Annotated in this window: 22 protein-coding genes and 1 other RNA gene; 10 read left to right on the top strand and 13 right to left on the bottom strand. The window is 68.9% G+C overall.

All coding sequences use genetic code 11. The annotated features are described in order from the left end of the window. Nucleotides 1–51: 51 nt before the first annotated feature. Nucleotides 52–1,422 (top strand): aminotransferase family protein, encoded by a 1,371-nt coding sequence (locus EOW65_RS15025; protein WP_128150782.1) that lies wholly within the window; start codon nt 52–54, stop codon nt 1,420–1,422. Between the two features lie 79 nt (nt 1,423–1,501). Here EOW65_RS15025 and EOW65_RS15020 read toward each other — a convergent pair whose 3' ends face one another. Beyond that, nucleotides 1,502–3,160, bottom strand: coding sequence for an NAD+ synthase (locus EOW65_RS15020; protein WP_128150780.1), 1,659 nt, complete (start codon nt 3,158–3,160; stop codon nt 1,502–1,504). 182 nt (nt 3,161–3,342) lie between these two features. Between EOW65_RS15020 and EOW65_RS15015 the strand changes: the two genes are divergently transcribed. Further along, nucleotides 3,343–4,800, top strand: coding sequence for an MORN repeat-containing protein (locus EOW65_RS15015; protein WP_128150778.1), 1,458 nt, complete (start codon nt 3,343–3,345; stop codon nt 4,798–4,800). A 34-nt stretch (nt 4,801–4,834) separates the two neighbouring features. Here EOW65_RS15015 and EOW65_RS15010 read toward each other — a convergent pair whose 3' ends face one another. Next, a complete protein-coding gene (locus EOW65_RS15010; protein WP_206364077.1) occupies nt 4,835–5,230 on the bottom strand; it encodes an acyl-CoA thioesterase in 396 nt (131 codons plus the stop codon). A 381-nt stretch (nt 5,231–5,611) separates the two neighbouring features. Between EOW65_RS15010 and EOW65_RS15005 the strand changes: the two genes are divergently transcribed. The 7 genes from EOW65_RS15005 (at nt 5,612) to EOW65_RS14975 (ending at nt 14,058) form a co-directional block, all read left to right on the top strand. Further along, nucleotides 5,612–7,171 (top strand): 2-isopropylmalate synthase, encoded by a 1,560-nt coding sequence (locus tag EOW65_RS15005; protein WP_128150805.1) that lies wholly within the window; start codon nt 5,612–5,614, stop codon nt 7,169–7,171. Between the two features lie 324 nt (nt 7,172–7,495). Next, entirely contained in the window at nt 7,496–8,533 is a 1,038-nt protein-coding gene (locus EOW65_RS15000) for a rod shape-determining protein (RefSeq protein WP_113900799.1), read from the top strand. 43 nt (nt 8,534–8,576) lie between these two features. Next, entirely contained in the window at nt 8,577–9,473 is an 897-nt protein-coding gene (gene mreC, locus EOW65_RS14995; protein WP_128150776.1) for a rod shape-determining protein MreC, read from the top strand. Beyond that, nucleotides 9,466–10,005 carry a rod shape-determining protein MreD gene (locus tag EOW65_RS14990; RefSeq protein WP_128150774.1) on the top strand — a complete coding sequence of 180 codons (540 nt, stop codon included), beginning with the start codon at nt 9,466–9,468 and terminating at the stop codon, nt 10,003–10,005. The genes mreC and EOW65_RS14990 overlap by 8 nt, the downstream gene beginning before the upstream one ends. 22 nt (nt 10,006–10,027) lie before the next feature. Then, nucleotides 10,028–11,974, top strand: coding sequence for a penicillin-binding protein 2 (gene mrdA, locus EOW65_RS14985; RefSeq protein ID WP_128150772.1), 1,947 nt, complete (start codon nt 10,028–10,030; stop codon nt 11,972–11,974). Nucleotides 11,975–11,983: 9 nt separating this feature from the next. Then, nucleotides 11,984–13,123, top strand: a complete 1,140-nt coding sequence (rodA, locus tag EOW65_RS14980; RefSeq protein ID WP_128150770.1) for a rod shape-determining protein RodA — start codon at nt 11,984–11,986, stop codon at nt 13,121–13,123. Beyond that, nucleotides 13,123–14,058, top strand: a complete 936-nt coding sequence (locus tag EOW65_RS14975; protein ID WP_128150768.1) for a 2-hydroxyacid dehydrogenase — start codon at nt 13,123–13,125, stop codon at nt 14,056–14,058. The genes rodA and EOW65_RS14975 overlap by 1 nt, the downstream gene beginning before the upstream one ends. 3 nt (nt 14,059–14,061) lie before the next feature. Here EOW65_RS14975 and EOW65_RS14970 read toward each other — a convergent pair whose 3' ends face one another. Genes EOW65_RS14970 through EOW65_RS14955 form a run of 4 tightly spaced genes read right to left on the bottom strand, consistent with a single transcriptional unit; the run spans nt 14,062 to nt 18,880 of the window. Next, nucleotides 14,062–15,129, bottom strand: coding sequence for a DUF1513 domain-containing protein (locus EOW65_RS14970; RefSeq protein ID WP_128150766.1), 1,068 nt, complete (start codon nt 15,127–15,129; stop codon nt 14,062–14,064). A gap of 13 nt (nt 15,130–15,142) precedes the next feature. Beyond that, entirely contained in the window at nt 15,143–16,153 is a 1,011-nt protein-coding gene (locus tag EOW65_RS14965; RefSeq protein WP_128150764.1) for an imelysin family protein, read from the bottom strand. After that, the gene (locus tag EOW65_RS14960) at nt 16,153–17,589 is read right to left on the bottom strand and encodes a di-heme oxidoreductase family protein (protein ID WP_128150762.1); all 1,437 of its coding nucleotides are present in this window, start codon (nt 17,587–17,589) and stop codon (nt 16,153–16,155) included. Before EOW65_RS14960 ends, EOW65_RS14965 begins: the two co-directional genes overlap by 1 nt. A gap of 25 nt (nt 17,590–17,614) precedes the next feature. Next, nucleotides 17,615–18,880 (bottom strand): imelysin family protein, encoded by a 1,266-nt coding sequence (locus EOW65_RS14955; RefSeq protein WP_128150760.1) that lies wholly within the window; start codon nt 18,878–18,880, stop codon nt 17,615–17,617. 163 nt (nt 18,881–19,043) lie between these two features. Between EOW65_RS14955 and EOW65_RS14950 the strand changes: the two genes are divergently transcribed. Then, nucleotides 19,044–19,694: a hypothetical protein gene (locus tag EOW65_RS14950; protein WP_128150758.1), complete on the top strand. Its 651-nt coding sequence runs from the start codon at nt 19,044–19,046 to the stop codon at nt 19,692–19,694. A 64-nt stretch (nt 19,695–19,758) separates the two neighbouring features. Here EOW65_RS14950 and rpmG read toward each other — a convergent pair whose 3' ends face one another. The 7 genes from rpmG to gatC form a co-directional block, all read right to left on the bottom strand. After that, entirely contained in the window at nt 19,759–19,926 is a 168-nt protein-coding gene (gene rpmG, locus EOW65_RS14945) for a 50S ribosomal protein L33 (protein WP_011750518.1), read from the bottom strand. Between the two features lie 128 nt (nt 19,927–20,054). Further along, nucleotides 20,055–20,765: a tellurite resistance TerB family protein gene (locus tag EOW65_RS14940; protein WP_128150756.1), complete on the bottom strand. Its 711-nt coding sequence runs from the start codon at nt 20,763–20,765 to the stop codon at nt 20,055–20,057. 237 nt (nt 20,766–21,002) lie between these two features. Next, nucleotides 21,003–21,412, bottom strand: an RNA gene (rnpB, locus tag EOW65_RS14935) — RNase P RNA component class A. Nucleotides 21,413–21,600: 188 nt separating this feature from the next. Then, nucleotides 21,601–22,278: an N-acetylmuramoyl-L-alanine amidase gene (locus EOW65_RS14930; protein ID WP_128150754.1), complete on the bottom strand. Its 678-nt coding sequence runs from the start codon at nt 22,276–22,278 to the stop codon at nt 21,601–21,603. Between the two features lie 4 nt (nt 22,279–22,282). Next, nucleotides 22,283–22,969 (bottom strand): hypothetical protein, encoded by a 687-nt coding sequence (locus tag EOW65_RS14925; RefSeq protein ID WP_128150751.1) that lies wholly within the window; start codon nt 22,967–22,969, stop codon nt 22,283–22,285. 12 nt (nt 22,970–22,981) lie between these two features. Beyond that, nucleotides 22,982–24,460 carry an Asp-tRNA(Asn)/Glu-tRNA(Gln) amidotransferase subunit GatA gene (gatA, locus tag EOW65_RS14920; RefSeq protein WP_128150750.1) on the bottom strand — a complete coding sequence of 493 codons (1,479 nt, stop codon included), beginning with the start codon at nt 24,458–24,460 and terminating at the stop codon, nt 22,982–22,984. Continuing rightward, nucleotides 24,457–24,744 carry an Asp-tRNA(Asn)/Glu-tRNA(Gln) amidotransferase subunit GatC gene (gene gatC / locus EOW65_RS14915; RefSeq protein WP_128150748.1) on the bottom strand — a complete coding sequence of 96 codons (288 nt, stop codon included), beginning with the start codon at nt 24,742–24,744 and terminating at the stop codon, nt 24,457–24,459. The genes gatA and gatC overlap by 4 nt, the downstream gene beginning before the upstream one ends. Nucleotides 24,745–24,758 lie beyond the last annotated feature (14 nt).

The following is a 24,758-nucleotide window of genomic DNA, read 5'->3' as shown; positions in this document are numbered from 1 at the left end:
GTGGCTTCCTTGCAGACAGACAGCTTTCCCCGAAATCACGGACCGAGTCCCATGAACAAGCTCACGAACGACCTTTCCCACGTCACCGAGGCCGACCGCGCCAACGTCTGGCACCATCTGCTGCAGCACAAATCGCTCGAGACCACCGACCCGCGCATCATCGTCAAGGGCCAGGGCCTGCGGATCTGGGACCAGCACGGCGCCGAATTCATCGACGCGGTTTCGGGCGGGGTCTGGACGGTGAACGTCGGCTATGGCCGCGAGAGCATCGCGAACGCGATCCGCGACCAGCTGATCGAGCTGCCCTATTGGGCGGGCAGCGGCGGCACCATCCCGGGCGCGCTGTTCTCGGAAAAGCTGCTGACCAAGATGCCGGGGCTGAGCCGCGTCTATTACGCGAACTCCGGCTCGGAAGCGAACGAGAAGGTCTTCAAGATGGTGCGCCAGATCTCGGCGCGGCTGCATGGCGGCAAGAAGTCGAAGATCCTCTATCGCGAGCGCGACTATCACGGCGCGACGATCGGCACGCTCGCCGCCTGCGGTCAGGAAGAGCGCGCGATGCAATACGGCCCCTTCCCCGACGGCTTCGTCGCTGTGCCGCATTGCCTTGAGTATCGTGCGCAATGGGATGTCGAGAACTACGGCGAACGCGCGGCGGATGCGATCGAGGAAGTGATCCTGCGCGAGGGCCCGGACACCGTCGGCCTTCTGTGCCTCGAGCCCGTCACCGCGGGCGGTGGCGTGATCGTGCCGCCGAAGGGCTACTGGCAGCGGGTGCAGGAGATCTGCAAGAAATACGACATCCTGCTGCACATCGACGAGGTCGTCTGCGGCATGGGCCGCACCGGCACCTGGTTCGGCTATCAGAACTACGGCATCCAGCCCGACTTCGTGACGATGGCGAAGGGCGTGGCCTCGGGCTATGCGGCGATCTCGTGCTGCGTGACCACCGAGGCGGTGTTCGAGCAGTTCAAGGATGCCTCGGACAAGCTGAGCTATTTCCGCGACATCTCGACCTTCGGCGGCTGCACTGCGGGCCCGGCTGCGGCTCTCGAGAACATGCGCATCATCGAGGACGAGGGGCTGCTGGCCAATACCGTCGCCATGGGCGAGCGGATCATGGCGAACCTCAACGCGCTGATGGAAAAGCACAAGGTGATCGGCGACGTGCGCGGCGCGGGCCTCTTTGCGGGCGCCGAGCTGGTCGCCGACCGGGCGACGAAAGAGCCGATGGCCGAGGCCGAGGTCTCGCGCGTGGTGGCCGAGGGGGCGAAGCGCGGCGTGATGTTCGGCATGACGAACCGCTCGCTCACCGGCTTCAACAACACGCTGTGCTTCAGCCCGGCGCTGATCGCGACGCCCGATGACATCGACGCGATCACCGATGCTGTCGATGGCGCGCTGACCGCCGTCTTCGGCTGATCCCGGCGCCACGGAAACACAAAGCCCCGGCGGAAACGCCGGGGCTTTTGCATTTCGGGAGGCGTTTCCGGGGGCGGCCTCAGCGCGTGTCGCGCCAGCGGTTCACCATCGGGTAGCGGCGGTCGAGCCAGAAGGCCCGCGTCGTCAGCCGCGGTCCGGGCGCCGACTGGAACCGCTTCCATTCCGAGATGTAGAGCAGATGCTCGACCCGCTTCACCGTGGCGCGCTCAAACCCCGCCGCGACGATCTCGGCCACTGACTGGTCGCGCTCGACCAGCCGGTCGAGGATCGCGTCGAGCACCTCGTAGGGCGGCAGGCTGTCCTCGTCCTTCTGGTTGTCGCGCAGCTCGGCACTTGGCGGCTTGTCGATGATCGCGGGCGGGATCACCTGGCCCGCCGGGCCCTGCATCCACGGCCGGTGGTTCGCATTGCGCCAGCGGCAGGTCTCGAAGACGCGGGTCTTGTAGAGGTCCTTGATCGGGTTGTAGCCGCCCGCCATGTCGCCATAGATCGTGCAATAGCCGACCGCGACCTCGGACTTATTGCCGGTGGTCAGCAGCATCCCCCCGAACTTGTTCGAGATCGCCATCAGCATCACGCCGCGCAGGCGCGACTGGATGTTCTCCTCGGTGATGTCGGGTTTCGTGCCCTCCATCAGATGGGCGAGCGCCCCCGCCACCGCGTCGCGCGGCCCCTCGATCTGCACGGCGTCGAGCCGGGTGCCGAGACGGCGGGCCAGATCGGCCGCATCATCAAGCGAGCCCTGCGAGGTGAAGCGCGAGGGCAGCATGACGCAATGCACATTTTCGGCCCCGATCGCATCGGCCGCGATCGTGGCGACCAGCGCCGAGTCGATGCCGCCCGAGAGCCCGAGCACCACCTTCGAGAAGCCCGACTTGCGAAGATAGTCGCGCAGGCCGGTGACCATCGCGGCGTAATCCTGTTCCCAGTCCGACGGCGCCTCGGTCACCGGGCCGGGCAGTGCCTGCCAGCCGTCGGTGCCGCGCTCGAAGTCGATATGCGCCACGGCCTCCTCGAAGACCGGCAGCTGGGCGGCGAGCGCCCCATGCGGGTTCAAGACGAAACTTGCCCCGTCGAAGAGCTGGTCGTCCTGCCCGCCCACCATGTTCAGGTAAACAAGCGGCAGCCCGGTCTCGACCACGCGCGAGACCATCAGGTTCATCCGCAGCTCGAGCTTGTTGCGATAGTAAGGCGAACCGTTCGGCACCAGCAGGATTTCGGCCCCGGTCTCGGCCAGCGTCTCGGCGACGTCGGCATGCCATGAATCCTCGCAGATCGGCGAGCCGATCACCAGCGGGCCGACCCGGTAGGGGCCGGAGATCGGGCCGCTGTCGAAGACCCGCAGTTCGTCGAACAGGTCCACATGCGGCAGGTGATGCTTGAGGATGCGCGCGGCGACGCGGCCGTTTTCCAGCACCCACCAGGCGTTGTAATGGCCGCTCTCGTCCCAGTAAGGGCCACCGATGCCAAGTGCCGGACCATCGGTGATCTTGGTGGCGAGGTCCTCCATCGCCGCCATCGCATCGGCGACAAAGGCGGGCTTCAGCACCAGGTCCTGGGTCTGATAGCCGGTCAGGAACATCTCGGGCAGCGCCACCATGTCGGCGCCCGCGGCGCGGCCCTCCTCCCAGGCGGCAAGCGCCTTCGCCGCATTGCCGGCGAGATCGCCGACGGTGGCGTTGAGCTGGGCGAGCGTGAGGCGGAATCTGTCGGCCATGCGGGGCTCCTCGTTCGTCTGCCCCCGATGTAGCCTCTTGGTGCAGCGGTGGAAAGCCGCAGGGGGCGAAAACCCGCACCGATCGGTGCCGCAATGCGGCAGGGACGGCCGCGATGCTTGTGCGATCTGCCCCCGCGCACTAGATTTGCCCGGCCTTCGGGCAGGCCGAGTCAGGGGGAAACATGGCGCGCACACGGATTCTCGCAATCGGACTGGCAGTGTCGCTGGCCGCCGGCGCCGCCGTGGCCCAGGAGGTCGCCACCAAGCAATACGAGGACGGCGGCATCTACGAAGGCACCTTCAAGGACGGCAAGCAGCACGGCCACGGCATCTACCGCCTGCCCTCGGGCTATGAATACGAGGGCGATTGGGTGATGGGCGAGATCGTCGGCGAGGGCACGGCGAAATTCCCGAACGGCTCGGTCTATGTCGGCCATTTCTCGCGCGGCAAGCCCGATGGCAAGGGTAAGATCACCTTCGCCGACGGCGGCACCTACGAGGGGGACTGGGTGCAGGGCGAGATCACCGGCAACGGCATCGCCCATTACGCGAACGGCACCACCTACGAGGGCAGCTTCGTCAACGCCCTGCATCAGGGCCATGGCGTGCTGACCGGCCCCGACGGCTATCGCTATGAAGGGGACTGGGTACAGGGGGTGAAGCAGGGACAGGGCAAGATCACCTATCCCGACCGCTCGGTCTACGAGGGCGACATGCTGGCCGGCGCGCGCGCAGGCCACGGCCGGCTGACGATGGCGAACGGGCTCGTCTACGAGGGGCTCTGGGCCGCCGGCCAGATGAACGGCACCGGCCGGCTGGTGCAGCCGAACGGCGACATCTACGAAGGCGAGATGGTCGACGGCAAGCGCCAGGGCCAGGGCAAGGTGACCTACGCGAACGGCGACACCTACGAGGGCAGCTTCGCGGGCGATGCCCGCTCGGGCCGGGGCGTGTTCCGCGGCACCGACGGCTATGTCTATGACGGCGACTGGACCGAGGGCCGGATCGAGGGCGCGGGCAAGGTCACCTATCCCGACGGCTCGGTCTACGAGGGCGCGTTCAGGAACGACCTGCCCGAGGGCAAGGGCAAGATCACCTATCCCGACGGGTCAAGCTATGAGGGCGACTGGTCGGCCGGCGTGATCGAGGGCACCGGCATCGCGCGCTATGCGAACGGGCTCGTCTACGAGGGGCAGTTCCTGGCCGCGCGCAACCACGGCAAGGGCAAGATGACCTACCCCGACGGCTATGTCTACGAGGGGGACTGGGCCGATGGCCAGCGCCAGGGTCAGGGCAAGGCCACCTATGCCGACGGCACCGTCTACGAAGGCGGCTTCGAGGCCGGACAGCGCTCGGGCCGGGGCCGGATCACCATGCCCGACGGCTTCGTCTACGAGGGCGGCTGGCACAATGGCGAGATCGACGGTCAGGGCAAGGCGACCTACGCGAACGGCGACAGCTACGAGGGCACCTTCGTGATGGGCAAGCGTCAGGGCAAGGGCGTGATGCGCTACAAGTCGGGCGAGGTCGCCTCGGGCACCTGGAACGAGAACGTTCTGACCGAGGAAGCGCCGGTCACCGAACCGCCGGCCGGCGATGCGCCAGAGACAGAGGCGCCGGCGGCCCCGGCCGCGAACTGACCCTGCCCGCCCGGAGGGCGGACAGGGAAAGCGGTCAGACTGCGGCCATGTCCACCGCGCGCGGCTTGCCCTCGGCATCGACCGCGACCATGGTGAAGCGCGCCTCGGTCACCTTCTCGCGCAGCGCGGTATAGGCGCGCCGGGCCCAGACCTCGATGCGGATCACCATCGAGGTGCGGCCGACCTGATCGACCGCGGTATAGACGCACAGCGTGTCGCCCACCTTCACCGGCTGCTTGAACACGATCTCGTTCGCCGCGATCGTCACCGTGCGGCCGTTGCAGCGCTCGTTCGCGCGGATCGCGGCGGCAAGGTCCATCTGCGACATCACCCAGCCACCGAAGATGTCGCCCGCCGCGTTGGTGTCAGCGGGCATCGCCAGCGTCCGCAGCGTCAGCTCCATCCCCTCGGGGGTATTCATCTCGCTCATCTCTCGTCCTTTCGGTCTCTCCCCTGCCCCGGGATGTGGCATGCGCGGGCGCGGTTCTCAACCCGGCCCCGCGTGCAAGACAGCCCTGCATCCGGTGCATCCCCGCACCGCATGCAGATTCCGCTTTTCAAACGCGACCGGGCCGGTATAGTCGCGGCCATGACACGGATGCTGAACATTTCGACGAACCGTCCCGGGGCCTTTGCCTCCGGCCTGTCCGTCCGTGGTCTCCTTCTTCTTAGCAGCCTCTGAGCGTGCCCTCGGGCGCGACCGCTCAGGGGTATCCAGCGCCCGACCTTCCCGAAGCCCACGCGAGCGCTGGCCTTCGGGTTCCCCTGACGCTAAGGAAGACCCCGAGGAGACATTTCCATGGCTGCGAACATGACCGACAAATCCCGTGTCCTGATTTTCGACACCACCCTGCGTGACGGCGAACAGTCGCCCGGCGCGACGATGACCCATGACGAGAAGCTGGAGATTGCCCAGGCTCTCGACGAGATGGGCGTCGACATCATCGAGGCCGGCTTCCCGATCGCCTCGGAAGGCGATTTCGAGGCGGTGTCCGACATCGCGAAGAACGCGAAGAACTCGGTGATCTGCGGCCTCGCCCGCGCGAATTACAAGGACATCGACCGCTGCTGGGAGGCGGTGAAGCACGCGCCGCGCGCGCGCATCCACACCTTCATCGGCACCTCGCCCAGCCACCGCGGCATTACCAACCTCGATCAGGACCAGATGATCGAGCGCATCGCCGATACCGTGAACCACGCCCGCAACCTGTGCGAGGACGTGCAATGGTCGGCGATGGACGCGATCCGCACCGAGCGCGACTATCTGTGCCGTGTGGTCGAGACCGCGATCAAGGCCGGCGCCACGACGATCAACATCCCCGATACCGTCGGCTACACCCTGCCGCAGGAATCGGCCGAGATCATCTCGATGCTGCTCGAGAAGGTGCCGGGCGCCGACGAGATCATCTTCGCCACCCACTGCCACAACGACCTCGGCATGGCGACGGCGAACGCACTGGCGGCCGTCGCCGCGGGGGCGCGCCAGATCGAGTGCACGATCAACGGGCTCGGCGAACGCGCCGGCAACACCGCCCTCGAAGAGGTGGTGATGGCGATGAAGGTGCGTCGGGATCTGATGCCCTACACCACCGGCATCGACACCACCAAGATCATGAACCTGAGCCGCCGCGTCAGCCAGGTCTCGGGCTTCCCGGTGCAGTTCAACAAGGCGATCGTTGGCAAGAACGCCTTCCTGCACGAGTCGGGCATCCATCAGGACGGCGTGCTGAAGAACGTCGAGACCTTCGAGATCATGAAGCCCGCCGACATCGGCATCACCGAGACCAACATTGCCATGGGCAAGCATTCGGGCCGCGCCGCGCTGCGCTCGAAGCTGAAGGATCTGGGCTTCGACATGGCCGAGAACCAGCTCAACGACGTCTTCGTGCGGTTCAAGGCGCTCGCCGACCGCAAGAAGGAGATCTATGACGAGGATCTGATCGCGCTGATGTCGGACAGCGCCGCCAACACCGGCAACGACTATCTGCAGGTGAAATGGCTGCGCGTGGTCTGCGGCTCGGACGGTCAGGAAGCCGAGCTGAAGATGCTGGTCGACGGCGTCGAGAAAAGCGCGACCTGCGCCGGCGACGGCCCGGTTGACGCCTGCTTCAAGGCGGTGAAGGCGATCTACCCGACCAAGGCGAAGCTGAAGGTCTATTCGGTGCAGGCGGTGACGCAGGGCACCGATGCGCAGGCGACGGTGAGCGTGCGGATGGAAGAGGACGGCCGCATCGTCACCGGCTCGGCCGCCGACACCGACACCATCCTCGCCTCGGTGAAGGCCTATGTCGGGGCGCTGAACCGTCTGCGCGTGCGCAGCCAGAAGACCGCGCCCGACGCCGACATGAAGACGGTGAGCTACAAGCTCTGAGCGGGCCGCGACAGGGATCAGGGGCGCCGGCATCGCCCGGCGCCCCTTTTCATCCCGCGCAAGCCCGGCAGAGCCGATTTTCCACCGCAAAATCACACGATTTCGTGAGAAGTTGCAGATTGAATATTTCAAAACTCTGACGCGGCCTAATGGCCGGATCCGATGTTCGATTTCTGCAATTCCGCCTCCATCGGCCGGCGGAATGCCGCGGCTGTGACCGGGGCGTGAGGGAAATCCGCTTCCGCATTTTCGAGGCTTTGCCTATATGGGCGGAAACCGGGCTCGGGGGGCGAGTCGCGGGCTTTTACTCATTGGGAAGCGGACATGGCGGGACTGGGCGGGATTTTTTCCTCGGACATGGCAATTGACCTCGGCACGGCGAACACGCTGGTCTACGTCAAGGGCAAGGGCATCGTGCTGAACGAACCCTCGGTGGTCGCCTATCACGTCAAGGACGGCAAGAAGCAGGTCCTCGCGGTCGGCGAGGATGCCAAGCTGATGCTCGGCCGCACCCCCGGCTCGATCGAGGCGATCCGCCCGATGCGCGACGGCGTCATCGCCGATTTCGACAGCGCCGAAGAGATGATCAAGCACTTCATCCGCAAGGTGCACAAGCGCTCGACGCTGTCGAAGCCGAAGATCATCGTCTGTGTGCCGCATGGCGCGACCCCGGTCGAGAAGCGCGCGATCCGGCAGTCGGTGCTGTCGGCGGGGGCGCGCCGCGCCGGGCTCATCGCCGAACCGATCGCCGCGGCGATCGGCGCCGGCATGCCGATCACCGATCCCACCGGCTCGATGGTGGTCGACATCGGCGGCGGCACCACCGAGGTGGCCGTGCTGTCGCTCGGCGACATCGTCTATGCGCGCTCGGTGCGCGTCGGCGGTGACCGAATGGACGAGGCGGTGATCTCCTACCTGCGGCGCAACATGAACCTGCTCGTCGGCGAAAGCACGGCCGAGCGGATCAAGACCACGATCGGCACCGCGCGCATGCCCGACGACGGCCGCGGCGCGAGCCTGCTGGTGCGCGGGCGCGACCTGCTGAACGGCGTGCCGAAGGAAGTCGAAGTCAATCAGGCGCAGATCGCCGAGGCGCTGTCGGAACCCGTGCAGCAGATCTGCGACGCGGTGATGCAGGCGCTCGAGGCGACCCCGCCCGATCTGGCCGCCGACATCGTCGACCGTGGCGTGATGCTGACCGGCGGCGGCGCGCTGCTGGGCGAGCTTGACCTGAGCCTGCGCGAACAGACCGGGCTGTCGATCTCGATCGCCGACCAGTCGCTGAACTGCGTTGCGCTCGGCACCGGCAAGGCGCTCGAATACGAAAAGCAGCTGCGCCACGTGATCGACTACGACAGCTGAGGCCGGCCCCTGACGGGCGTCGGGGCTGCAACCGGAGGCAGACGTGGCGAAAGACCGCGACGAAGATTACGCAGGGCCGCTGCGTCGGATCGCCATCGCGATTCTGGCGCTGGTTCTGGCTGTCAGCTTTCTGGCCTGGCGCATCGACAGCCCGCGGGTCGAGCGCTTCCGCTCGGCCTTCATCGACCGCTTCGTGCCGACCTTCGACTGGGCGATGGTGCCGGTGACGAAATTCCTCGGCATGGTCGAGGGCTTCCAGTCCTATGTCCGGATCTACGAACAGAACCAGGAGCTGCGGCGCGAGCTGCAGCAGATGAAGGCCTGGAAGGAAGCGGCGGTGCAGCTGGAGCAGCAGAACGCCAAGCTTCTGGCGCAGAACCAGGTGCGCCTTGACCCCAAGCTGACCTCGGTGTCGGGCGTGGTGCTCGCCGACAGCGGCTCGCCCTTCCGGCAATCGGTGCTGCTCAACGTCGGCTCGCGCGACGGCATCGTCGACGGCTGGGCGACGATGGACGGGCTCGGCCTGGTCGGACGGATCTCGGGCGTCGGCCACACCACCAGCCGCGTCGTGCTGCTGACCGACAGTTCAAGCCGCGTGCCCGTCACCATTCAGCCCTCGGGCCAGAAGGCGATCCTGACCGGCGACAACACCGCCTTCCCGCTGATCGACTTCCTCGAGAACGCCGATGCGGTGCGGCCGGGCGACCGGGTCGTGTCCTCGGGCGATGGCGGGGTGTTCCCGGCCGGGCTGCTGGTGGGCCAGGTCCTGCAGGGCCAGGACCGGCGGCTGCGGGTGCGGCTGTCGGCCGATTACGAACGGCTCGACTTCCTGCGCGTGCTGCGCTCCCACCCGGCCGAGCAGCTGCAGGATGCGGGCCCCCTGATCCCGCCGCCGCCGCAGGTGCTCGAGGAAGAGGCGAAGGGGGGCAAGGATGGTTGACCCGCTCACCACGCGCCGGCTTGCGCATCGCGCACTCTATGTGGCGCTGGCGGCGGTGATCCTGTTCCTGCGCCTGCTGCCGGTGAACCCGATGGCGCATGGCATCCCCGGCCCGGACCTGATGCTGGCCTTCACCCTCGCCTGGGTGCTGCGCCGGCCCGATTTCGTCCCCGCGCTGCTGATCGTCGCCGTGGCCTTCGTCGAGGATCTGATGTTCTGGCGCCCGATCGGGCTGTGGCCGCTCATCCTGCTCGCCGGCACCGAGTTCCTGCGCGCGCGCCAGTCCGCGGCCCGTGGCATGCCCTTTGTGCTCGAGATGCTGCTCGTCAGCGGCGTGATGCTGGCGATGCTGCTCGCCAACCGGCTGGTGCTGGCGCTGGCGATGGTCGATCAGCCGCCGCTCGGGCTTGAACTTCTGCGTTACCTGATGACGCTTCTCGCCTATCCTTTCGTCGTCGCGCTGTCGCGCATGGCCTTCGGGCTGCGCCGCGCCGCGCCCGGAGAGGTCGACGCCCTCGGGCATCCGCTGTGAGCGGCGCGGAAAGGAGGCCGGCATGAAGAAGACCGAGAAGAACGTCCGCGCAAGCCGCTCGTCGATCACCCGGCGCGGGCTGATGCTGGGGGTGGCGCAGGCGGGCATCATCGGCGTGCTGGCGATGCGGATGCGCAAGATGCAGCTTGAGCAGGCCGACGACTACCGGCTGCTGGCCGAGGGGAACTCGGTCAAGATCCGGCTCATTCCGCCCGCCCGCGGGCTGATCTACGACCGCAACGGCGTGCTGCTGGCGGGCAACGAACAGAATTACCGCGTCACCATCACCCGCGAGGATGCGGGCGATGTCGATGCCGTGCTGGCCGACCTGCGCCGGCTGCTGCCGGTGAGCGACGACGCCGCCGCCGATGTGATGACCGAGATCCGCCGCCAGCCGCCACATGCGCCGGTGACGGTCGCCGACCGGCTGAGCTGGGAGGAGTTCTCCCGCGTCGCGGTGAACGCCCCGGCGCTCCCCGGCGTGTCGCCCGAGGTCGGGCTGTCGCGCAACTACCCGCACGGCACCGATTTCGCCCATGTGCTCGGCTATGTCGGCCCGGTCTCGGATTACGACCTCAGCCAGATCGAGAACCCCGATCCGCTGCTGCGCATCCCGAAGTTCCAGATCGGCAAGACCGGGGTCGAGGCGAAGATGGAGGAGGTGCTGCGCGGCCGCTCGGGCCAGCGCCGGGTCGAGGTCAACTCGGCCGGGCGCGAGATGCGCGAACTGGGCCGCAAGGAGGGCGAGCCCGGGGTGAACCTGCAGCTCACCCTCGACACCCGGTTGCAGAACTTCGCCCACGAACGGCTCAAGGGCGAAAGCGCCGCCGCGGTGGTGATGGACGTGACGAACGGCGACATCCTCGCCATCACCTCGGTCCCGTCCTTCGACCCGAACCTCTTCGTGCGCGGCATTTCCTCGACCGACTACCGCAGCCTGATGGAGGACGACCACCGCCCGCTCGCCGACAAGTCGGTGCAGGGGCTTTACCCGCCGGGCTCGACCTACAAGATCGTCACCGCGCTTGCCGCGCTCGAGGCGGGCGTGATCGGCCCCGAGGACACGGTGCGCTGCCCGGGCTACATCGAGGTCGGCGGCCGGCGCTTCCACTGTTGGAAGCATTCGGGCCACGGCCGGGTGAACGTGATCCAGAGCCTCGAGCAGAGCTGCGACGTGTTCTATTACGAGGTCGCGCAGAAGGTCGGCATCGACAAGATCTCGGCGATGGCCAAGCGCATGGGCGTGGGCGTGCGGCACGACCTGCCGATGTCGGCCGTGGCCGAGGGGGTCGCCCCCACCAAGGCCTGGAAGCAGGAGCGCTATGGCAAGGACTGGCGCATCGGCGACACGATCAACTCCTCGATCGGGCAGGGCTATGTGCTGGCCTCGCCGCTGCAGCTTGCGGTGATGGTGTCGCGGCTCGCCTCGGGCAAGGCGGTGAAACCGCGGCTGATCCGCTCGATGGACGGGGTCGAGGTGCCGGTGCCGGAACCCGAGCCGCTCGGCCTGGAAGAGGCCTGGCTCGACCATGTCCGCAAGGGCATGATCGCGGTGGTGAACGGCGCGCATGGCACCGCCGGCAAGGCGAAGATCGTGCTGTCGGAATGGAAGATGGCCGGCAAGACCGGCACCAGCCAGGTGCGCAACATCTCGGCCGCCGAACGTGCGCGCGGCGTGATCTCGAACAACCAGCTGCCCTGGAACCGGCGCGACCACGCGCTCTTCGTCTGCTTCGCCCCGGCCGACAATCCGAAATACGCCGTCAGCCTGATCGTCGAGCACGGCTCGGGCGGCTCGACCACCGCCGCGCCGATCGCCCGCGACATCCTCTTGTTCGCGCTGAACGACGGGCTGCCGCCGCTCGAGGCCTATCCGTCGAGCCAGCGCAAGGCGGTCCAAAGCCGCTTCGACGCACTCGACCTCGTCGATCCGGACACCGTCGGCACCGGCGCCAAGAGCCGGGCCTGAGGAGGCGCCATGAGCTATCTCGAAAGCAACCTGAAGACGGTGCCCACCGGGCTGCGCAAGGTGCTTTACCTGAACTACCCACTGATCTTCCTGCTCACCGCGGTGTCCTGCGCGGGCTTCCTGATGCTTTACTCGGTCGCCGGCGGCGACATGACCACCTGGGCCGAGCCGCAGATGAAGCGCTTTGCCATCGGCATGCTGGCGATGCTGGTCGTCGGCTTCACCCCGATCTGGTTCTGGCGCAACACCGCGGGTGTCGCCTATTTCATCGCCCTGCTGCTACTGGTCGCGGTCGACCTGTTCGGCGCGATCGGCATGGGGGCGCAACGCTGGCTCGAGGTCGGGCCGGTGCGGATCCAGCCCTCCGAGCTGATGAAGATCGCCCTCGTGATGCTGCTTGCCGCCTATTACGACTGGCTGCCGGTCGAGAAGGTGTCGCGCCCGCTGTGGGTGCTGATCCCGGTGGTGCTGATCCTGCTGCCGACCTTCCTCGTGCTCGAACAGCCCGACCTCGGCACCGCGGTGATGCTGGTGCTGGGCGGCGGCTTCGTGATGTTCGCGGCCGGCGTCAGCCTGTGGTATTTCGGCACGGTGATCGCCCTTGTCGTCGCCCTGGTCTTCGGCGTGCTCGAAAGCCGTGGCACCAACTGGCAGCTCTTGCACGACTATCAGTTCAAGCGCATCGACACCTTCCTCGACCCGACCGAGGACCCGCTGGGCGCGGGCTACAACATCACCCAGGCGCAGATTGCGCTCGGCTCGGGCGGTTGGGCGGGGCGCGGCTTCATGCAGGGCACGCAGTCGCGGCTGAACTTCCTGCCCGAGAAGCACACCGACTTCATCTTCACCACGCTGGCCGAGGAGTTCGGCTTCGTCGGCGCCTTCGGTCTTCTGATGCTCTACGCCGCGATCATCGGTTTCAGCATCTATGCCGCGCTGATCAACAAGGACCGGTTCTCGAGCCTGCTGACGCTGGGCGTTGCCGGCACCTTCTTCTTCTTCTTCGCGATCAACATGGCGATGGTGATGGGGCTGATGCCGGTCGTCGGCGTGCCCCTGCCGCTTGTCAGCTACGGGGGAACACAGATGATGATCCTGCTCAGCGCCTTTGGCCTTGTCCAAAGCGCCAACGTGCACCGGCCGCGCTGATGGTCGTTGCGCTTTATGCCGGGGCCGTCGCGACGGCCGATGTCTGGATGCCGGCCCTTGCCAGGGCCTTTGCCGAGGCGGGACTGGCGGTCGATCTGGTGCGGCCGGGCGATGTGCCGCCCGAGGCGGTCGAGTACATCGTCTATGCCCCCTCGGGCCCGGTCACCGACTTCGCACCCTACACCCAGGCGAAGGCCGTCCTTGGCCTCTGGGCCGGGGTCGAGCGGGTGGTGGGCAACCCGACGCTGACCCAGCCCCTGTGCCGCATGGTCGACGAGGGGCTCGAGCGCGGCATGGTCGAATGGGTCGCGGGGCAAGTTCTGCGCGCCCATCTCGGGCTTGACCGTTTCATCGGCCGGCACACCCCGCATTGGGAGCAGGTGGCGCCGCCGCTCGCGCCCGAACGCTCGGTCGTGGTGCTGGGCCTTGGCGCGCTTGGCGCGGCGGCGGTGTGGATGCTGGTCACGCTCGGCTTCCGGGTGACGGGCTGGAGCCGCTCTCCGAAGGCGATCGAGGGCGCCACCTGTCTCAGCGGTGCCGAGGGGCTCGAGGCCGCGCTCGCCCGTGCCGAGATTCTGGTGACGATCCTGCCGAACACGCCCGAGACGACGGGTCTTCTGAACGCCCGCACGCTCGCCCTGCTGCCGCGTGGCGCGGTGATCCTGAACCCGGGCCGGGGCAACCTGATCGACGACGAGGCGCTGCTGGCGGCGCTGGATGCGGGTCAGGTGGCGCAGGCGACGCTCGATGTCTTCCGCACCGAGCCGCTGCCCGCCGAGCACCCCTATTGGCGTCACCCGCGGGTGACGGTCAGCCCGCATGTCGCGGCCGAAACCCGCCCGGCCTCGGCCGCGAAGGTGATCGCCGAGAACATCCGCCGCGGCGAGGCGGGCGAGCCCTTCCTCAACCGCGTCGACCGCGCCCGCGGCTACTGAGGGCTAAAGCGCGACCAGGTGGTTGTCCCAGGCGAGCGGCGCGGCGCTGAGCGGCTCGAGCACGCCTGCGCGCACCCGCATCACCGCGCCCTGCCCGTCCGTCGCGACAAAGCCGCCCTCGGCGCAGGGGCCAAGGCCGCAGACATCGGCGCGCGCCACCGACCACAGCGGCGTGCCCTCGAAGGAATAGGCCTGAATCCGGCCCCCACGGGGCGAGGTGATCGCCACCTCGCCGCCGCCCGGCGCGAAGGCGACCGAGCCGGCATAACCCTTCATCGCGAACATCTCGCTGTCCTTGGGGTCGGCCAGAACCACCGCCCCGCCGCGCCGGTGCAGGCCCAAAAGCGGCACCGGTTCGGCCAGATCGCCCTGCCACTGCATCGCGAAGGCGACGAGCCCGTCCGATTTCAGCGCGAGGTGACGGATCGAGTTCTGCGCCATCTCGGGCAGCTCGACGACCTCCAGCACCGCCCCCTCGGGGCTGAGATAGCTCAGGTTCGGGCGCATGCGGTCAAGGTTCAGCGGCGTGCGGTCGGAGGGGTCGGTCTCGATCCCCCCGTTCGCGATCACCAGATCGTCCGAGCCCGGCAAGCGGCGGATCTCGTGCGGGCCGATGCCGTTCGAGGCGAACTCGCCCAGCCGCGCGTAGCCGCGCGCCGCGTCCCAGATCCCGATCCGGCCGGCCGAGCCCTCGGCCACCACTTCGGACGTGTAGAGCACCGCGCCATCGAGCGAATAGGCGCCGTGGCCGTTGAACTGCCGGCCCTCGGGCGGGGTCAGCCGGGCCGTGGTGGCGCCGGTGACGCAGTCGATCACCAGCGCGAAGGTGCCCGGGCGGCGGGCGAAGGCCACGGCCTCGGGCCGGGTCGGATGGGCGGTCGCGGCATGCCCGCGCGCCGGCATCGGCTGCGAGAAAAGCCGCTCGCCGGTGGCCGAGAGGCCATAGAGCGCATGCGCACCCGAGGGCTCCTGCGCGGCGGCCAGATAGGCGGGGCTGCCCGCATCGGCCCAGCTCAGCCGCGGCACGGCGGTCGCGGCGGCCAGCGAGGCAAGGAAAGCGCGGCGTTTCATCGGATGTCCCTTCTCAGTCGCCATCGGCGGAGTTGAAGCCCGAGCGCACGCCCAGAAGCGCGCCGATCTCGGCCTCGGCGCTCTCACGTGTGGCCTTGATCGCCTGCTGCAGGATCTCGACCTTCAGCCGTTTTCCGGGATCGGCGACGCCCGCGAAGACCGGATCATTCAGCTTCGCGGCCAACGCCTCGGCGCGGTCGAAGGCCGCCTCGGTCGCGGGGATCGGGCCGATCCCCTGCACGAGTGCCCCGGCAAAGGCCCGCAGCGCCTTCAGCGACAGCGCCACATCGCGCAGCGAGCGGCCCGAGGCGCGGGCCTCGGCACGTTCGGGGCGCGGGTGGTCAAAGCTGCCCAGCGGTCGGCCGATGCGGGTGTCGGCGTCGAACTCGAGCCCGGCGATCAGCTGGGTGAAAAGCGCCTGCCGCGCCTCGGCCGCGCTCAGATAGGTGGTGTTGCCGGGGGTGCCCGCGCTCAGCACGGTCTCGGCGAAGCCGTCCTTCCAGCCCGCCTCGATCGTCTGCGCCATGCGGGCAAGGTCGGCGGCCAGCGCCCGGCGCAGCGCGCAGGCATAGGCGGGGTTGGTGTCCGACGCATCGCCATAAAGCAGCCGCTCGAGCCCGAAGAGCCCGCGCGCCGCCACCGAGAGCTGCGCCGCCCCTTCGGGGGTGACCAGCGCCGGATCGGCGCCCTGCAGCATCGCCTCGGTCTGGCGGCCGCCGATGTTCTTCGGATCGGGCCAGAAGGCGATGGCGAGCGCCCGGCCCTCTTCCTCGGCCGGGCCGATGTGGACGTGCTGCACGCCCAGCCAGGCGTCGAAAGCGGCGTTCCAGGGCGCGCGCAGCGCCTCGGGCGTGCAGTCGGTCGCCGCCGTGGTGGCAAGGTCCTGCGTCGCGCGGGCAAAGCCCGCATAGCCCGGCAGGATCACCTTGGCGACGGTCTCGGGCACATCGGCACGTGCGGGCGCCGCAAGGGCCAGCGCGACAGCCGCCGGGGCAAGGACAAGGGAAAGGGCAGTGCGGCGCATCAAAGGCTCTCCAGATAGCGGATCAGGGCGGCGCGGTCGGCGGGCGGCATCGCCACCACGCGCGCCTGCGCGGCAGCGGCTTCCCCACCATGCCACAACACCGCCTCGAGGGGCGAGCGGGCGCGGCCATCGTGCAGGAAACGCGTGCGCCCGGTGGTGCCAATCCCCCAAAGCGGCGCGGTGCGCCACTCTGCGCCGGTGGCCACGCCCTCGGGCAGGTCGACGGCAAGCTCGGGCCCCATGTCATGGAGCAGGAAATCCGAGAACGGCCAGATCAGCTGAAAGCTGCGGGCGGGGTCTGCGGGGCTGCGGGCGGTGACGAATTTCGGCCGGTGGCAGGCCGGGCAGCCGGCGGCGGCGAAGACCGCCTTGCCGGCCAGAACCTCGGGCGCGGCGACATCCCTGCGCCCGGGCAGCGCAAGGGCCGCGACATAATCGGCGACCGCGGTCAGCGCCTCGCCGCCCACTTCGCGGCTATCGCGCAGCCCCGCATCCTCGCCCGAGGGCCACGCGCGGCAGGCCGTCTGCGCCGCGGTGCAATCGCCCCAGGGGTCGGGGACAAGCGGGGTCGACAGCCCCATGTCGGTCGAAAACGCGCCCGCCACCATGTCGGCAAGCGTCGCCGCCCCCGCCTTGTGGCCATAGCGCCCCAGCCGGACGCCCCCCGCAGAAGCCGAGGGCACCTCGGCCACCCGGCCCGAGATCCCGTCGCCGTCGGCGTCCTCCGGGTCGGCGCCCGCCCGGATCGCGGCCTCGGGGATCGCCTCGATCAGGCCCAGCCCGTAAAGCGCCGGCGGCATCCGCAGCGATGTGCGCGTGGCGGGGTCGAGCGCCGGGGTGACGCGCGGCACCGGGCGGCGCAGATGCGCGACCTCGCCGCCCGACAGCGGCAGCTCGACCGCGTGCCAGTCGATCGCCAGCTGGCCCTCGGCCTGAAGCCCGGTGACAGCGAAATCCTGCAACTGCCGGCCAAGGCCGGGATCCGGGGCAACGGGATGCCAGCCGGCGATGCCGGGCGCCACCCCGCCCCCCTCCGCACCGGACCGGCCGAGCTTCAGCACCGGCGCACGCCCCTGCCCGCCCTTCTCGTGGCAGCCCGCGCAGGCGCGTGCGTTGTAAAGCGGGCCGAGCCCGTCCGAGGCCCGCGTCGCCGTCGGCGCCGGCACCCAGAGCTTTTCGAAGATCGCCTCGCCCAGCGTCGCCTGCATCCGCGCCTCGGGCGAGAGATTGGGCAACAAGGCCCCGGGCGTGCCGCCGGTCGCGGTGGCGGCACCCAGTGGGCGGGCCTCGAAGGGCTCGGGCGCGGCAAAGTCGGTGGCCGGCGCCACCACCGCGGCGACGCGGGCCGCGTCGGGGCCATAGGACGACGCCAGATCCCCCGCCACGGCAGGCGCGGCGAGGGCAAGGCTGGTCAGAAGGACGGGCAGGCGGATCATCGCGACGGGGCCGGAGCCCCGGACCTCACTGGAAGACCGCCGAAGGGTTGTCGAGGCTGTCCGACCCCTCGACCGAGATCGAGGTGCCGAGCACCGCCACCGCACGCTCGATCCCGCGGGTCTGGGTGACCAGCGCATCGACGACGCCGGTGATGATCGCCGCGCCCTTGTCGTTGCCCATGGCAAGCATCTGGTCGAAGGCCATGCCGCCCTCGGCCGCGGCCTTCATCTCGGTCAGCTTGCCGACCGTCGCGTCGAGATCGGCGCGCAGCTGGGCATCGACGCCCGCATCCTTCGCCTTGACGAGATCGCTCACCGAGGGGCCCGAGACCACCGCCCCGTCGACCCGCACGTAATGGCCGGTATAGACGTTGCGGATGCCGATGCCGTCGTAATAGTGGCTCAGATGGGTCATGTCCGAGAAGCAGTCATGCTCTTCCTCTGGATCGTGCAGCATCAGGCCGAGCTTGATCCGCTCGCCCGCAAGCTCGCCATAGGAGAGCGAGCCAAGCCCGGTCAGGATTGCCGAGATGCCCCTGGCCGGGTCGGCCTCGAGCACCTTGCGCGCCTCGCCGCCGGCGGTCCAATTCCCCGCCATCTCGGTCAGGTCGCTGACCAGCAGCTCGGTCGCGGCCTTCAGATAGGCGCCGCGGCGGTCGCAATTGCCATGCGTGCAGCCGTCGCCCTGAAGGTAATCGGTGAAGGGCCGCGCGCCCGCGCCCGGGCCGGTGCCGTTCAGGTCCTGCCCCCAGAGCAGGAATTCGATGGCGTGATAGCCGGTCGCCACATTCGCCTCGATCCCCTCGGCCTCGTGCAGGGTCTCGAGCAGCGCCGGGGTGATCTCGGTCGCGTCGACCTCGGCGCCGCCGATCGTCAGCTTCGGATTGGCGATGACATTGGCAAGGGCGAGGTCGTTCTCCTCGTTCACCGCCGAGTCGGGATCGACATAGTCGATCAGCCCCTCGTCGAGCGGCCAGGCGTTCACCTTGCCCTCCCAGTCGTCGACGATCGGGTTGCCGAAGCGGAAGGCCTCGGTCTGCTGATAGGGCACGCGCGCCGCGACCCAGGCAGCCTTGGCCGCGGCCAGCGTCGCCTCGGAGGGCGCCGCGATCAGCGCGTCGACGGCCTTTTGCAGCCCCTGCGCGGTCGCGAGGCTGTCGGCATAGCCCGCCTCGGCCAGATCGGCATAGGTCGAGATCACCGCCGCCTCGGTCGGCGCGCCAGCCAGCGCCGGAGCGGCAAGAACGGGAACAAGGGCCGTGGTGGCCAGCGCCATCAGGGTCGGTTTCATCGCAGGGTCCTTTCATGTCGTCTCGGCCGGCGGGCGGCGCGGCCGGCCAATAGCTGACTTGTTTTGTCTGCTTTGTAAACCTGATTTTTTAGATCGGGTATTTTCTTAACCTTCCGGCAAGGGCCGGGGCGGAGGATAGGGGCCCGTTCCCGCGAGCCCGCCGATGATTCCCCCGTCGCTCCTGCCCGCCCTGCCCCGTCTGCCGCTGCCCGAGGGCGCGGCCCGGACGAGTGCGCCGGACGGTGCCACCCCGGCCAGGACCGAGCCGCCGCAGCCGCTGGCGACAGGGGGCTTCACCGCCGCCCTGCCCCTGCCCGCAGAGCCCACGGGCGCGCCCGTTGATCGGCGAGAGCCCCCGCGCCTTGCGCTGGCAGAGGGCGCCACCGGCGCGCCGGCGCAGCCGCAGGCACCCGCCCTGCCCGTCCCCGCGCAACCGGCCCAGACGCTCGTCGCACAGGCGCTGCTGGCGCAGATGGCGGCGGGCACCGCGGAAGCCCCTCGCCCGACCGCTCGTCCGGGCGCGCAACCGGAGCCGGCAGGCGAAAGACAACCTCTGCTGCCACAGCCCGCAGCCGGGCCGCAGACCGATCAGCCCGGCGAGCCGCCGCTCGCCCCCGCCACAGCGACACCGGCCGTCACCGCGCACACCGAGGCGCCGCGCACGCGGTCTGGCATCGCCTCTGCGGCCCCCGCCCCGGACCCGCGCCTGCTGCCCGCGCCCTCCGCACCTGCGGCCCTGCCGCCGGCCGGCCTCTGGTTCGCCGCCGTGGCGATCTGCGCCGCGCTGCTGTTCCTCGCGGCGATCTGGAGCTGAGAGGCCGAAACGAAAAAAGCCGCGCACGGGGCGCGGCCTTTCCGATAGTCCCGGTCGGCAGATCTTACTTGATCTTGCCTTCCTTGTACTCGACATGCTTGCGGACGACCGGATCGTATTTGTTCACGGTCATCTTTTCGGTCATGGTGCGGGCATTCTTCTTGGTCACGTAGAAGTGCCCGGTGCCCGCCGTCGAGTTCAGACGGATCTTGATCGTCGTCGGCTTCGCCATTTTCGTTCTCCTGCAGTCGGGAGCCGTCCTGAACCGACCGCGCCCGCGAATTCCTTTGAGGCCTGCCTTTTACCGGGGCGCCCCCGGGAGTCAACAGGCAAAGCGGCGCGGACGCAAAATATTCACCCTCACGGCGCCGTCTTGCCCATCGTCTTGTGGATTTCCAGCACCTTCTCCGCCTCGAGCCCGAGCGCCGCGGCCAGATTCGCGAGGTATTGCTTCTCGGCCGGAGTGTCGACGGTGATCGCCATCAGCGCGGCAGAATAGACCTGCGCCTTGGCGTGCTCGCCCACCTCGGAAGCCAGCGCACCGACGTCGACCGGCGCATCAAGCGCGGCATTGACGAAGGCAAGCTCCTCATCCGAGGCGTCGCCCAGATGATCCATGATCTTCGCGCGCTCCTCGGCGTCGATCTCGCCATCCGCCTTCGCCGCCTGGATCATGGCGCGGATCATCAGCTTGGCATTCTCCTCCATCATCGGGTGCGCTGGCGTGGCGGTGCTCACCGCCTGCAGCATGTCGCCCACCCCCTTCGCCCCGCTCGCCGCCGCCGCGCTCATCGCGCCGAGCAGGCTGTCGAGCCCGGCCTCGGTCGCCTCGGTGGTCGAGACCGCCTGCGCGCTCATCTTCGAGACGAGATCGCGCATCGCCTGACCACCGCCCGGCACACCGATCTTCTCGGCGAACTCGCCCATCTTGTCGGCCATACCGCCGGGTTCGGCGGCGCCGCGCAGCGCCTCCTTCATGCCCTCGACACCGCCCATCTTGCGGAACGTCTCGACGCCGCGCGCCGCGGCAAAGCCCACTGCCAGCGTCGCCAGAGTTTTCACAAAGCTCATCGCCTTCTCCTCTTTTGGTTGCGCCCATGCTGCGCCGAAAGCGCGGCGGCGCCAATGATTTTTCTGCGCCCCAGAGCGCAGTGCGCCGCAGCGTTCCGGCCGCAGCGCTCGCGTCAGCAGGTCGGAAGCGGTCGAGAGGATCGCACATGACATCCTCCTTGGCGGCAGCCCGCGCACGGGCGCCCGCGACCAAGGTCGGGTCCCGGGAGGGACCGGATCAAGGGGGAAAGAGGAAAACTGCGCGGATGGCCTGTAAGCCGGATTCTGTCCGGGGTTGCCCCCTGGATGACCATTCCTCTGGGTCTGCGCTCACGCGCAGCCTCAAGCCGCCAACCCGGACCGCTCGGGGCGAAGCTCCCCTGCCGGGCCCCGTTGCCGGGGCGCGCGGCGCGCGATCCCTATTCGGCGTTGCTCCCGGTGGGGCTTGCCGTGCCGGTCCTGTTGCCAGTCCCGCGGTGGGCTCTTACCCCACCGTTTCACCCTTGCCGCAGCGGACTGCGGCGGTCTCTTCTCTGTGGCGCTTTCCCTGGGGTTGCCCCCGCCGGGCGTTACCCGGCACCGTTGCTTCATGGAGTCCGGACTTTCCTCGGCCCCCCAGCTGTCCGCGAAACGGAGCTATGGGGCGCCGCGGTCATCCGGCCATCCGCGCCCGGGCGGCATAGGCTGCCCGCGCGTGCGCGTCAAGCCGGTGCGAAGGGGCGCTGCCCCTCCAGGCCCGCGGCCAAGTCACCCCCGGGATATTTCGGGCAATTGGAAACGAAAAGCCCCGGGCTTTCTCCTTGCCGGAAATACCTCGGGGGTGAGGCCGAAGGCCGAGGGGGCAGCGCCCCCTGCCTCAGGCACTGCGCCAGCTGTCGCCATCCGCCCCGAAGCGCGCGGCAAGATCGGCCACAAGCGCCATGTCGATGCCGTCGAGCAACCCCTCATGGCGCGGCCGGAAGCGCAGCCGGAAAGCCGCAAGCAGCACCGCGGGCGGCGCCTCGGGATAGCCGAAGGCACAGGCGAGCGCGGTGAAGGCCTCCGGCGACGGCGCAATCTGCGGGCCTGGCCCGGGCCAGACCGCCAGCCCGCCGCGCGCAAGACGACGCCAGTCGAAGCGCGGACCGGGGTCGATCTTGCGGTCGGGCGCCATGTCGGAATGGCCGATCACCCCCTCGGGGCCGATCCCCCAGCGGGCCATGATGCCGCCGAGAAGCGTCTCGAGCGCCGCCATCTGCGGCTCGGGGAAGGGCCGGTCGCCGGGGTTCGCAAGCTCGATCCCGATCGAGCGGGAATTGACGTCGTCGCGCCCCTGCCAGCTGCCGACGCCCGCGTGCCAGGCGCGGGCCGCCTCGGGCACCAGCGCTTCGGCCCGGCCATCCTCGGCCACCAGCCAATGCGCTGAGACCTCGGCCGCCGGGTCGCACAGCCGCGCGCGCGCCGCAGCACAGCTGTGCATGCCGGTGTAATGGATCACGATCAGCTCGGGGCGCGCGTGCCCGCGCCGCTCGCCGAAATTGGGCGAGGGCAGCACGGGGCTACTGCCGTGCCGCTTGGAACGGGCGCGGATCCCAGCCGCAGGCAAAGCCGTCACCGTCCGGATCGAGGTTGAGCGGGTCCTTCTGCGGCCCGCCCCGTTGCAGGAAGGCCATCTGTGCAAGATCGGGCGAGAGGTATTTCTTGCACGCCTTGTCCGAGGAGCTCAGCCGCAGCCCGCCGCGCGGCCAGACCGACTGGCCGGGCGCATTCTTCGCCGCAAGTGCATAGGCGGCGAGGTTCGGCCCGGCGCCGCCGCCCGCCGGCATCGCGGCCGGCGACATTGCGTTCAGCGGCGCGCCGACGCTGCTCGTCGCGGCCACCACCGGCGCCACCGTCTCGGCCGGGGCGCTGTCGCCCGCGGGCGCGGTGGCGCGCAGCGCGGCCAGCGTGTCCGCCCCGATCGAGCCGGAGCCGCCGGTGGCCGCCGCATCGGTGCCCGTCGTGCCTTGTGCCGCGGCGATCCCGGCGGCCGAAGTCACCGGCGTCGCGCCATAGCCCGAGGTGCCATAGCCGCCATCCGCGGGTGTCGCGCCCGTCTGCACACCGGCCCCCTTCAGTTCGCTTTCGCGCTGATGCAGGTAGTCCTCATAGGTGCCGAAACCGGCCCCCGCCCCCGAATTGGGCACATCGGGCTGGCAGCCCGCCAGCAGCATTCCGGTCAGAACGAGCAGCGGCGCCTTGCGCATCGGTCTCTCCTCTTACCACCACTTCGACGGTTTGTGAGTGAACCCCGCCGCGCGCTCCAAGACAAGAGCGTGATTGAGCAGATCGCCCTCGCCCCAGGGCCGGCCGATCAGCTGCAACCCCATCGGCAGCCCCTTGGCATCAAGCCCGACGGGCACCGAGATCCCCGGCAGGCCGGCAAGGTTCACCGTCACGGTGAAGACGTCGTTGAGATACATCTCGACCGGCGAGGCGTCGGCCATCTCGCCGAGACCGAAGGCCGAGGACGGCGTCGCCGGCGTCAGGATCGCATCGACGCCGGCGGCGAAGACCTGATCGAAGTCGCGCTTGATCAGCGCGCGGACCCGGCGGGCGCGGTTGTAATAGGCGTCGTAGAAGCCCGCCGACAGCACATAGGTGCCGATCATGATACGGCGCTGCACCTCGGGGCCGAAGCCCTCGGCCCGGGTCTTCTCGTACATCTCGACGATGCCGTCCCCGGCACCGAGCTTGGCGCGATAGCCATAGCGCACGCCATCATAGCGCGCGAGGTTCGACGAGGCCTCGGCCGGGGCGATCACGTAATAGGCGGGCAGCGCGTATTTCGTGTGCGGCAGCGAGATCTCGACGATCTCGGCGCCTGCGTCGCGCAGCATCGCGGTGCCCTCGTCCCAGAGCTTGCCGATTTCCTCGGGCATGCCCTCGATCCGGTATTCGCGCGGAATGCCAATCTTCTTGCCGCGGATGTCGCCGGTCAGTGCCGCTTCGAAATCGGGCACCGGGATCTCGACCGAGGTCGAATCCTTCGGGTCGACCGAGGCCATCGCGCCAAGCATGATCGCCGCGTCGCGCACGGTCTTGGTCATCGGCCCGGCCTGATCGAGGCTCGAGGCGAAGGCGACGACGCCCCAGCGGCTCACGCGGCCATAGGTCGGCTTGATCCCGACGATGCCGGTGAAGGCGGCGGGCTGGCGGATCGAGCCGCCGGTGTCGGTGCCGGTCGCGGCCAGGCACAGGTCTGCAGCCACGGCCGCGGCCGAGCCGCCCGAGGAGCCGCCGGGCGTCAGCTGCCGGTCGTCGATCTTCCACGGGTTCACCGCGGGGCCATAGCAGGCGGTCTCGGTCGAGGAGCCCATGGCGAATTCGTCCATCGACACCTTGCCGAGCATCACCGCGCCCGCATCCCACAGGTTCTGGGTGACGGTCGATTCATACTCGGGCTTGAAGCCCGCAAGGATCTTCGAGGCGGCCTGAGTGGCGACACCCTTGGTGCAGAAGAGATCCTTGATGCCGAGCGGAATGCCGCACATCGCGGGCGCGTCGCCCGCCTTGATCCGCGCATCCGCGGCCTTCGCCTGCGCAAGCGCGATCTCGGGGGTCTTGGCGCAATAGGCGTTCAGCGCATCGGCGCCGTCAATCGCGGACAGACAGCTTTCGGTGATCTCGACCGAGGTGACCTCGCCCTTGCGCAGCGCGTCGCGGGCGGCGGAAATCGTCAGCTGGTTCAGGCTCATTCGACCACCTTCGGCACGGCAAAGAAGCCCTCGCGGGCATCGGGGGCGTTTTTCAGGATCTTCTCGGCATAGCCACCGTCGGTGACCACGTCCTCGCGGCGCTTCAGCCGCATCGGCGTGACCGAGGTCATCGGCTCGACGCCCTCGACGTCGACCTCGTTCAGCTGTTCCATGAAGGTCAGGATGCCGCTCAGATCCTGCGCGAGCTTGGGCAGGTTTTCCTCGGCCACGGCAATGCGCGCCAGATGCGCCACCTTGCGGGCGGTATCGATGTCGATGGACATGAAACTCTCCGATT

It is taken from the genome of Paenirhodobacter ferrireducens (assembly GCF_004022265.1).
Taxonomy (GTDB): Bacteria; Pseudomonadota; Alphaproteobacteria; order Rhodobacterales; family Rhodobacteraceae; genus Rhodobacter; species Rhodobacter ferrireducens.
This window is presented reverse-complemented; position numbering and strand designations above follow the sequence as displayed.

Coding starts and splice junctions, on each gene's coding strand:
- EOW65_RS14960 (WP_128150762.1), bottom strand. CDS start 17,589: ATGATCCGCCTGCCCGTCCTTCTGACCAGCCTTGCCCTCGCCGCGCCT.
- EOW65_RS15025 (WP_128150782.1), top strand. CDS start 52: ATGAACAAGCTCACGAACGACCTTTCCCACGTCACCGAGGCCGACCGC.
- EOW65_RS14965 (WP_128150764.1), bottom strand. CDS start 16,153: ATGCGCCGCACTGCCCTTTCCCTTGTCCTTGCCCCGGCGGCTGTCGCG.
- EOW65_RS14975 (WP_128150768.1), top strand. CDS start 13,123: ATGGTCGTTGCGCTTTATGCCGGGGCCGTCGCGACGGCCGATGTCTGG.
- EOW65_RS15010 (WP_206364077.1), bottom strand. CDS start 5,230: ATGAGCGAGATGAATACCCCCGAGGGGATGGAGCTGACGCTGCGGACG.
- EOW65_RS14955 (WP_128150760.1), bottom strand. CDS start 18,880: ATGAAACCGACCCTGATGGCGCTGGCCACCACGGCCCTTGTTCCCGTT.
- EOW65_RS14925 (WP_128150751.1), bottom strand. CDS start 22,969: ATGCGCAAGGCGCCGCTGCTCGTTCTGACCGGAATGCTGCTGGCGGGC.
- EOW65_RS14990 (WP_128150774.1), top strand. CDS start 9,466: ATGGTTGACCCGCTCACCACGCGCCGGCTTGCGCATCGCGCACTCTAT.
- rodA (WP_128150770.1), top strand. CDS start 11,984: ATGAGCTATCTCGAAAGCAACCTGAAGACGGTGCCCACCGGGCTGCGC.
- EOW65_RS15000 (WP_113900799.1), top strand. CDS start 7,496: ATGGCGGGACTGGGCGGGATTTTTTCCTCGGACATGGCAATTGACCTC.
- rpmG (WP_011750518.1), bottom strand. CDS start 19,926: ATGGCGAAGCCGACGACGATCAAGATCCGTCTGAACTCGACGGCGGGC.
- EOW65_RS14950 (WP_128150758.1), top strand. CDS start 19,044: ATGATTCCCCCGTCGCTCCTGCCCGCCCTGCCCCGTCTGCCGCTGCCC.
- EOW65_RS15015 (WP_128150778.1), top strand. CDS start 3,343: ATGGCGCGCACACGGATTCTCGCAATCGGACTGGCAGTGTCGCTGGCC.
- gatA (WP_128150750.1), bottom strand. CDS start 24,460: ATGAGCCTGAACCAGCTGACGATTTCCGCCGCCCGCGACGCGCTGCGC.
- EOW65_RS14970 (WP_128150766.1), bottom strand. CDS start 15,129: ATGAAACGCCGCGCTTTCCTTGCCTCGCTGGCCGCCGCGACCGCCGTG.
- EOW65_RS15020 (WP_128150780.1), bottom strand. CDS start 3,160: ATGGCCGACAGATTCCGCCTCACGCTCGCCCAGCTCAACGCCACCGTC.
- EOW65_RS14940 (WP_128150756.1), bottom strand. CDS start 20,765: ATGAGCTTTGTGAAAACTCTGGCGACGCTGGCAGTGGGCTTTGCCGCG.
- mrdA (WP_128150772.1), top strand. CDS start 10,028: ATGAAGAAGACCGAGAAGAACGTCCGCGCAAGCCGCTCGTCGATCACC.
- gatC (WP_128150748.1), bottom strand. CDS start 24,744: ATGTCCATCGACATCGATACCGCCCGCAAGGTGGCGCATCTGGCGCGC.
- EOW65_RS15005 (WP_128150805.1), top strand. CDS start 5,612: ATGACCGACAAATCCCGTGTCCTGATTTTCGACACCACCCTGCGTGAC.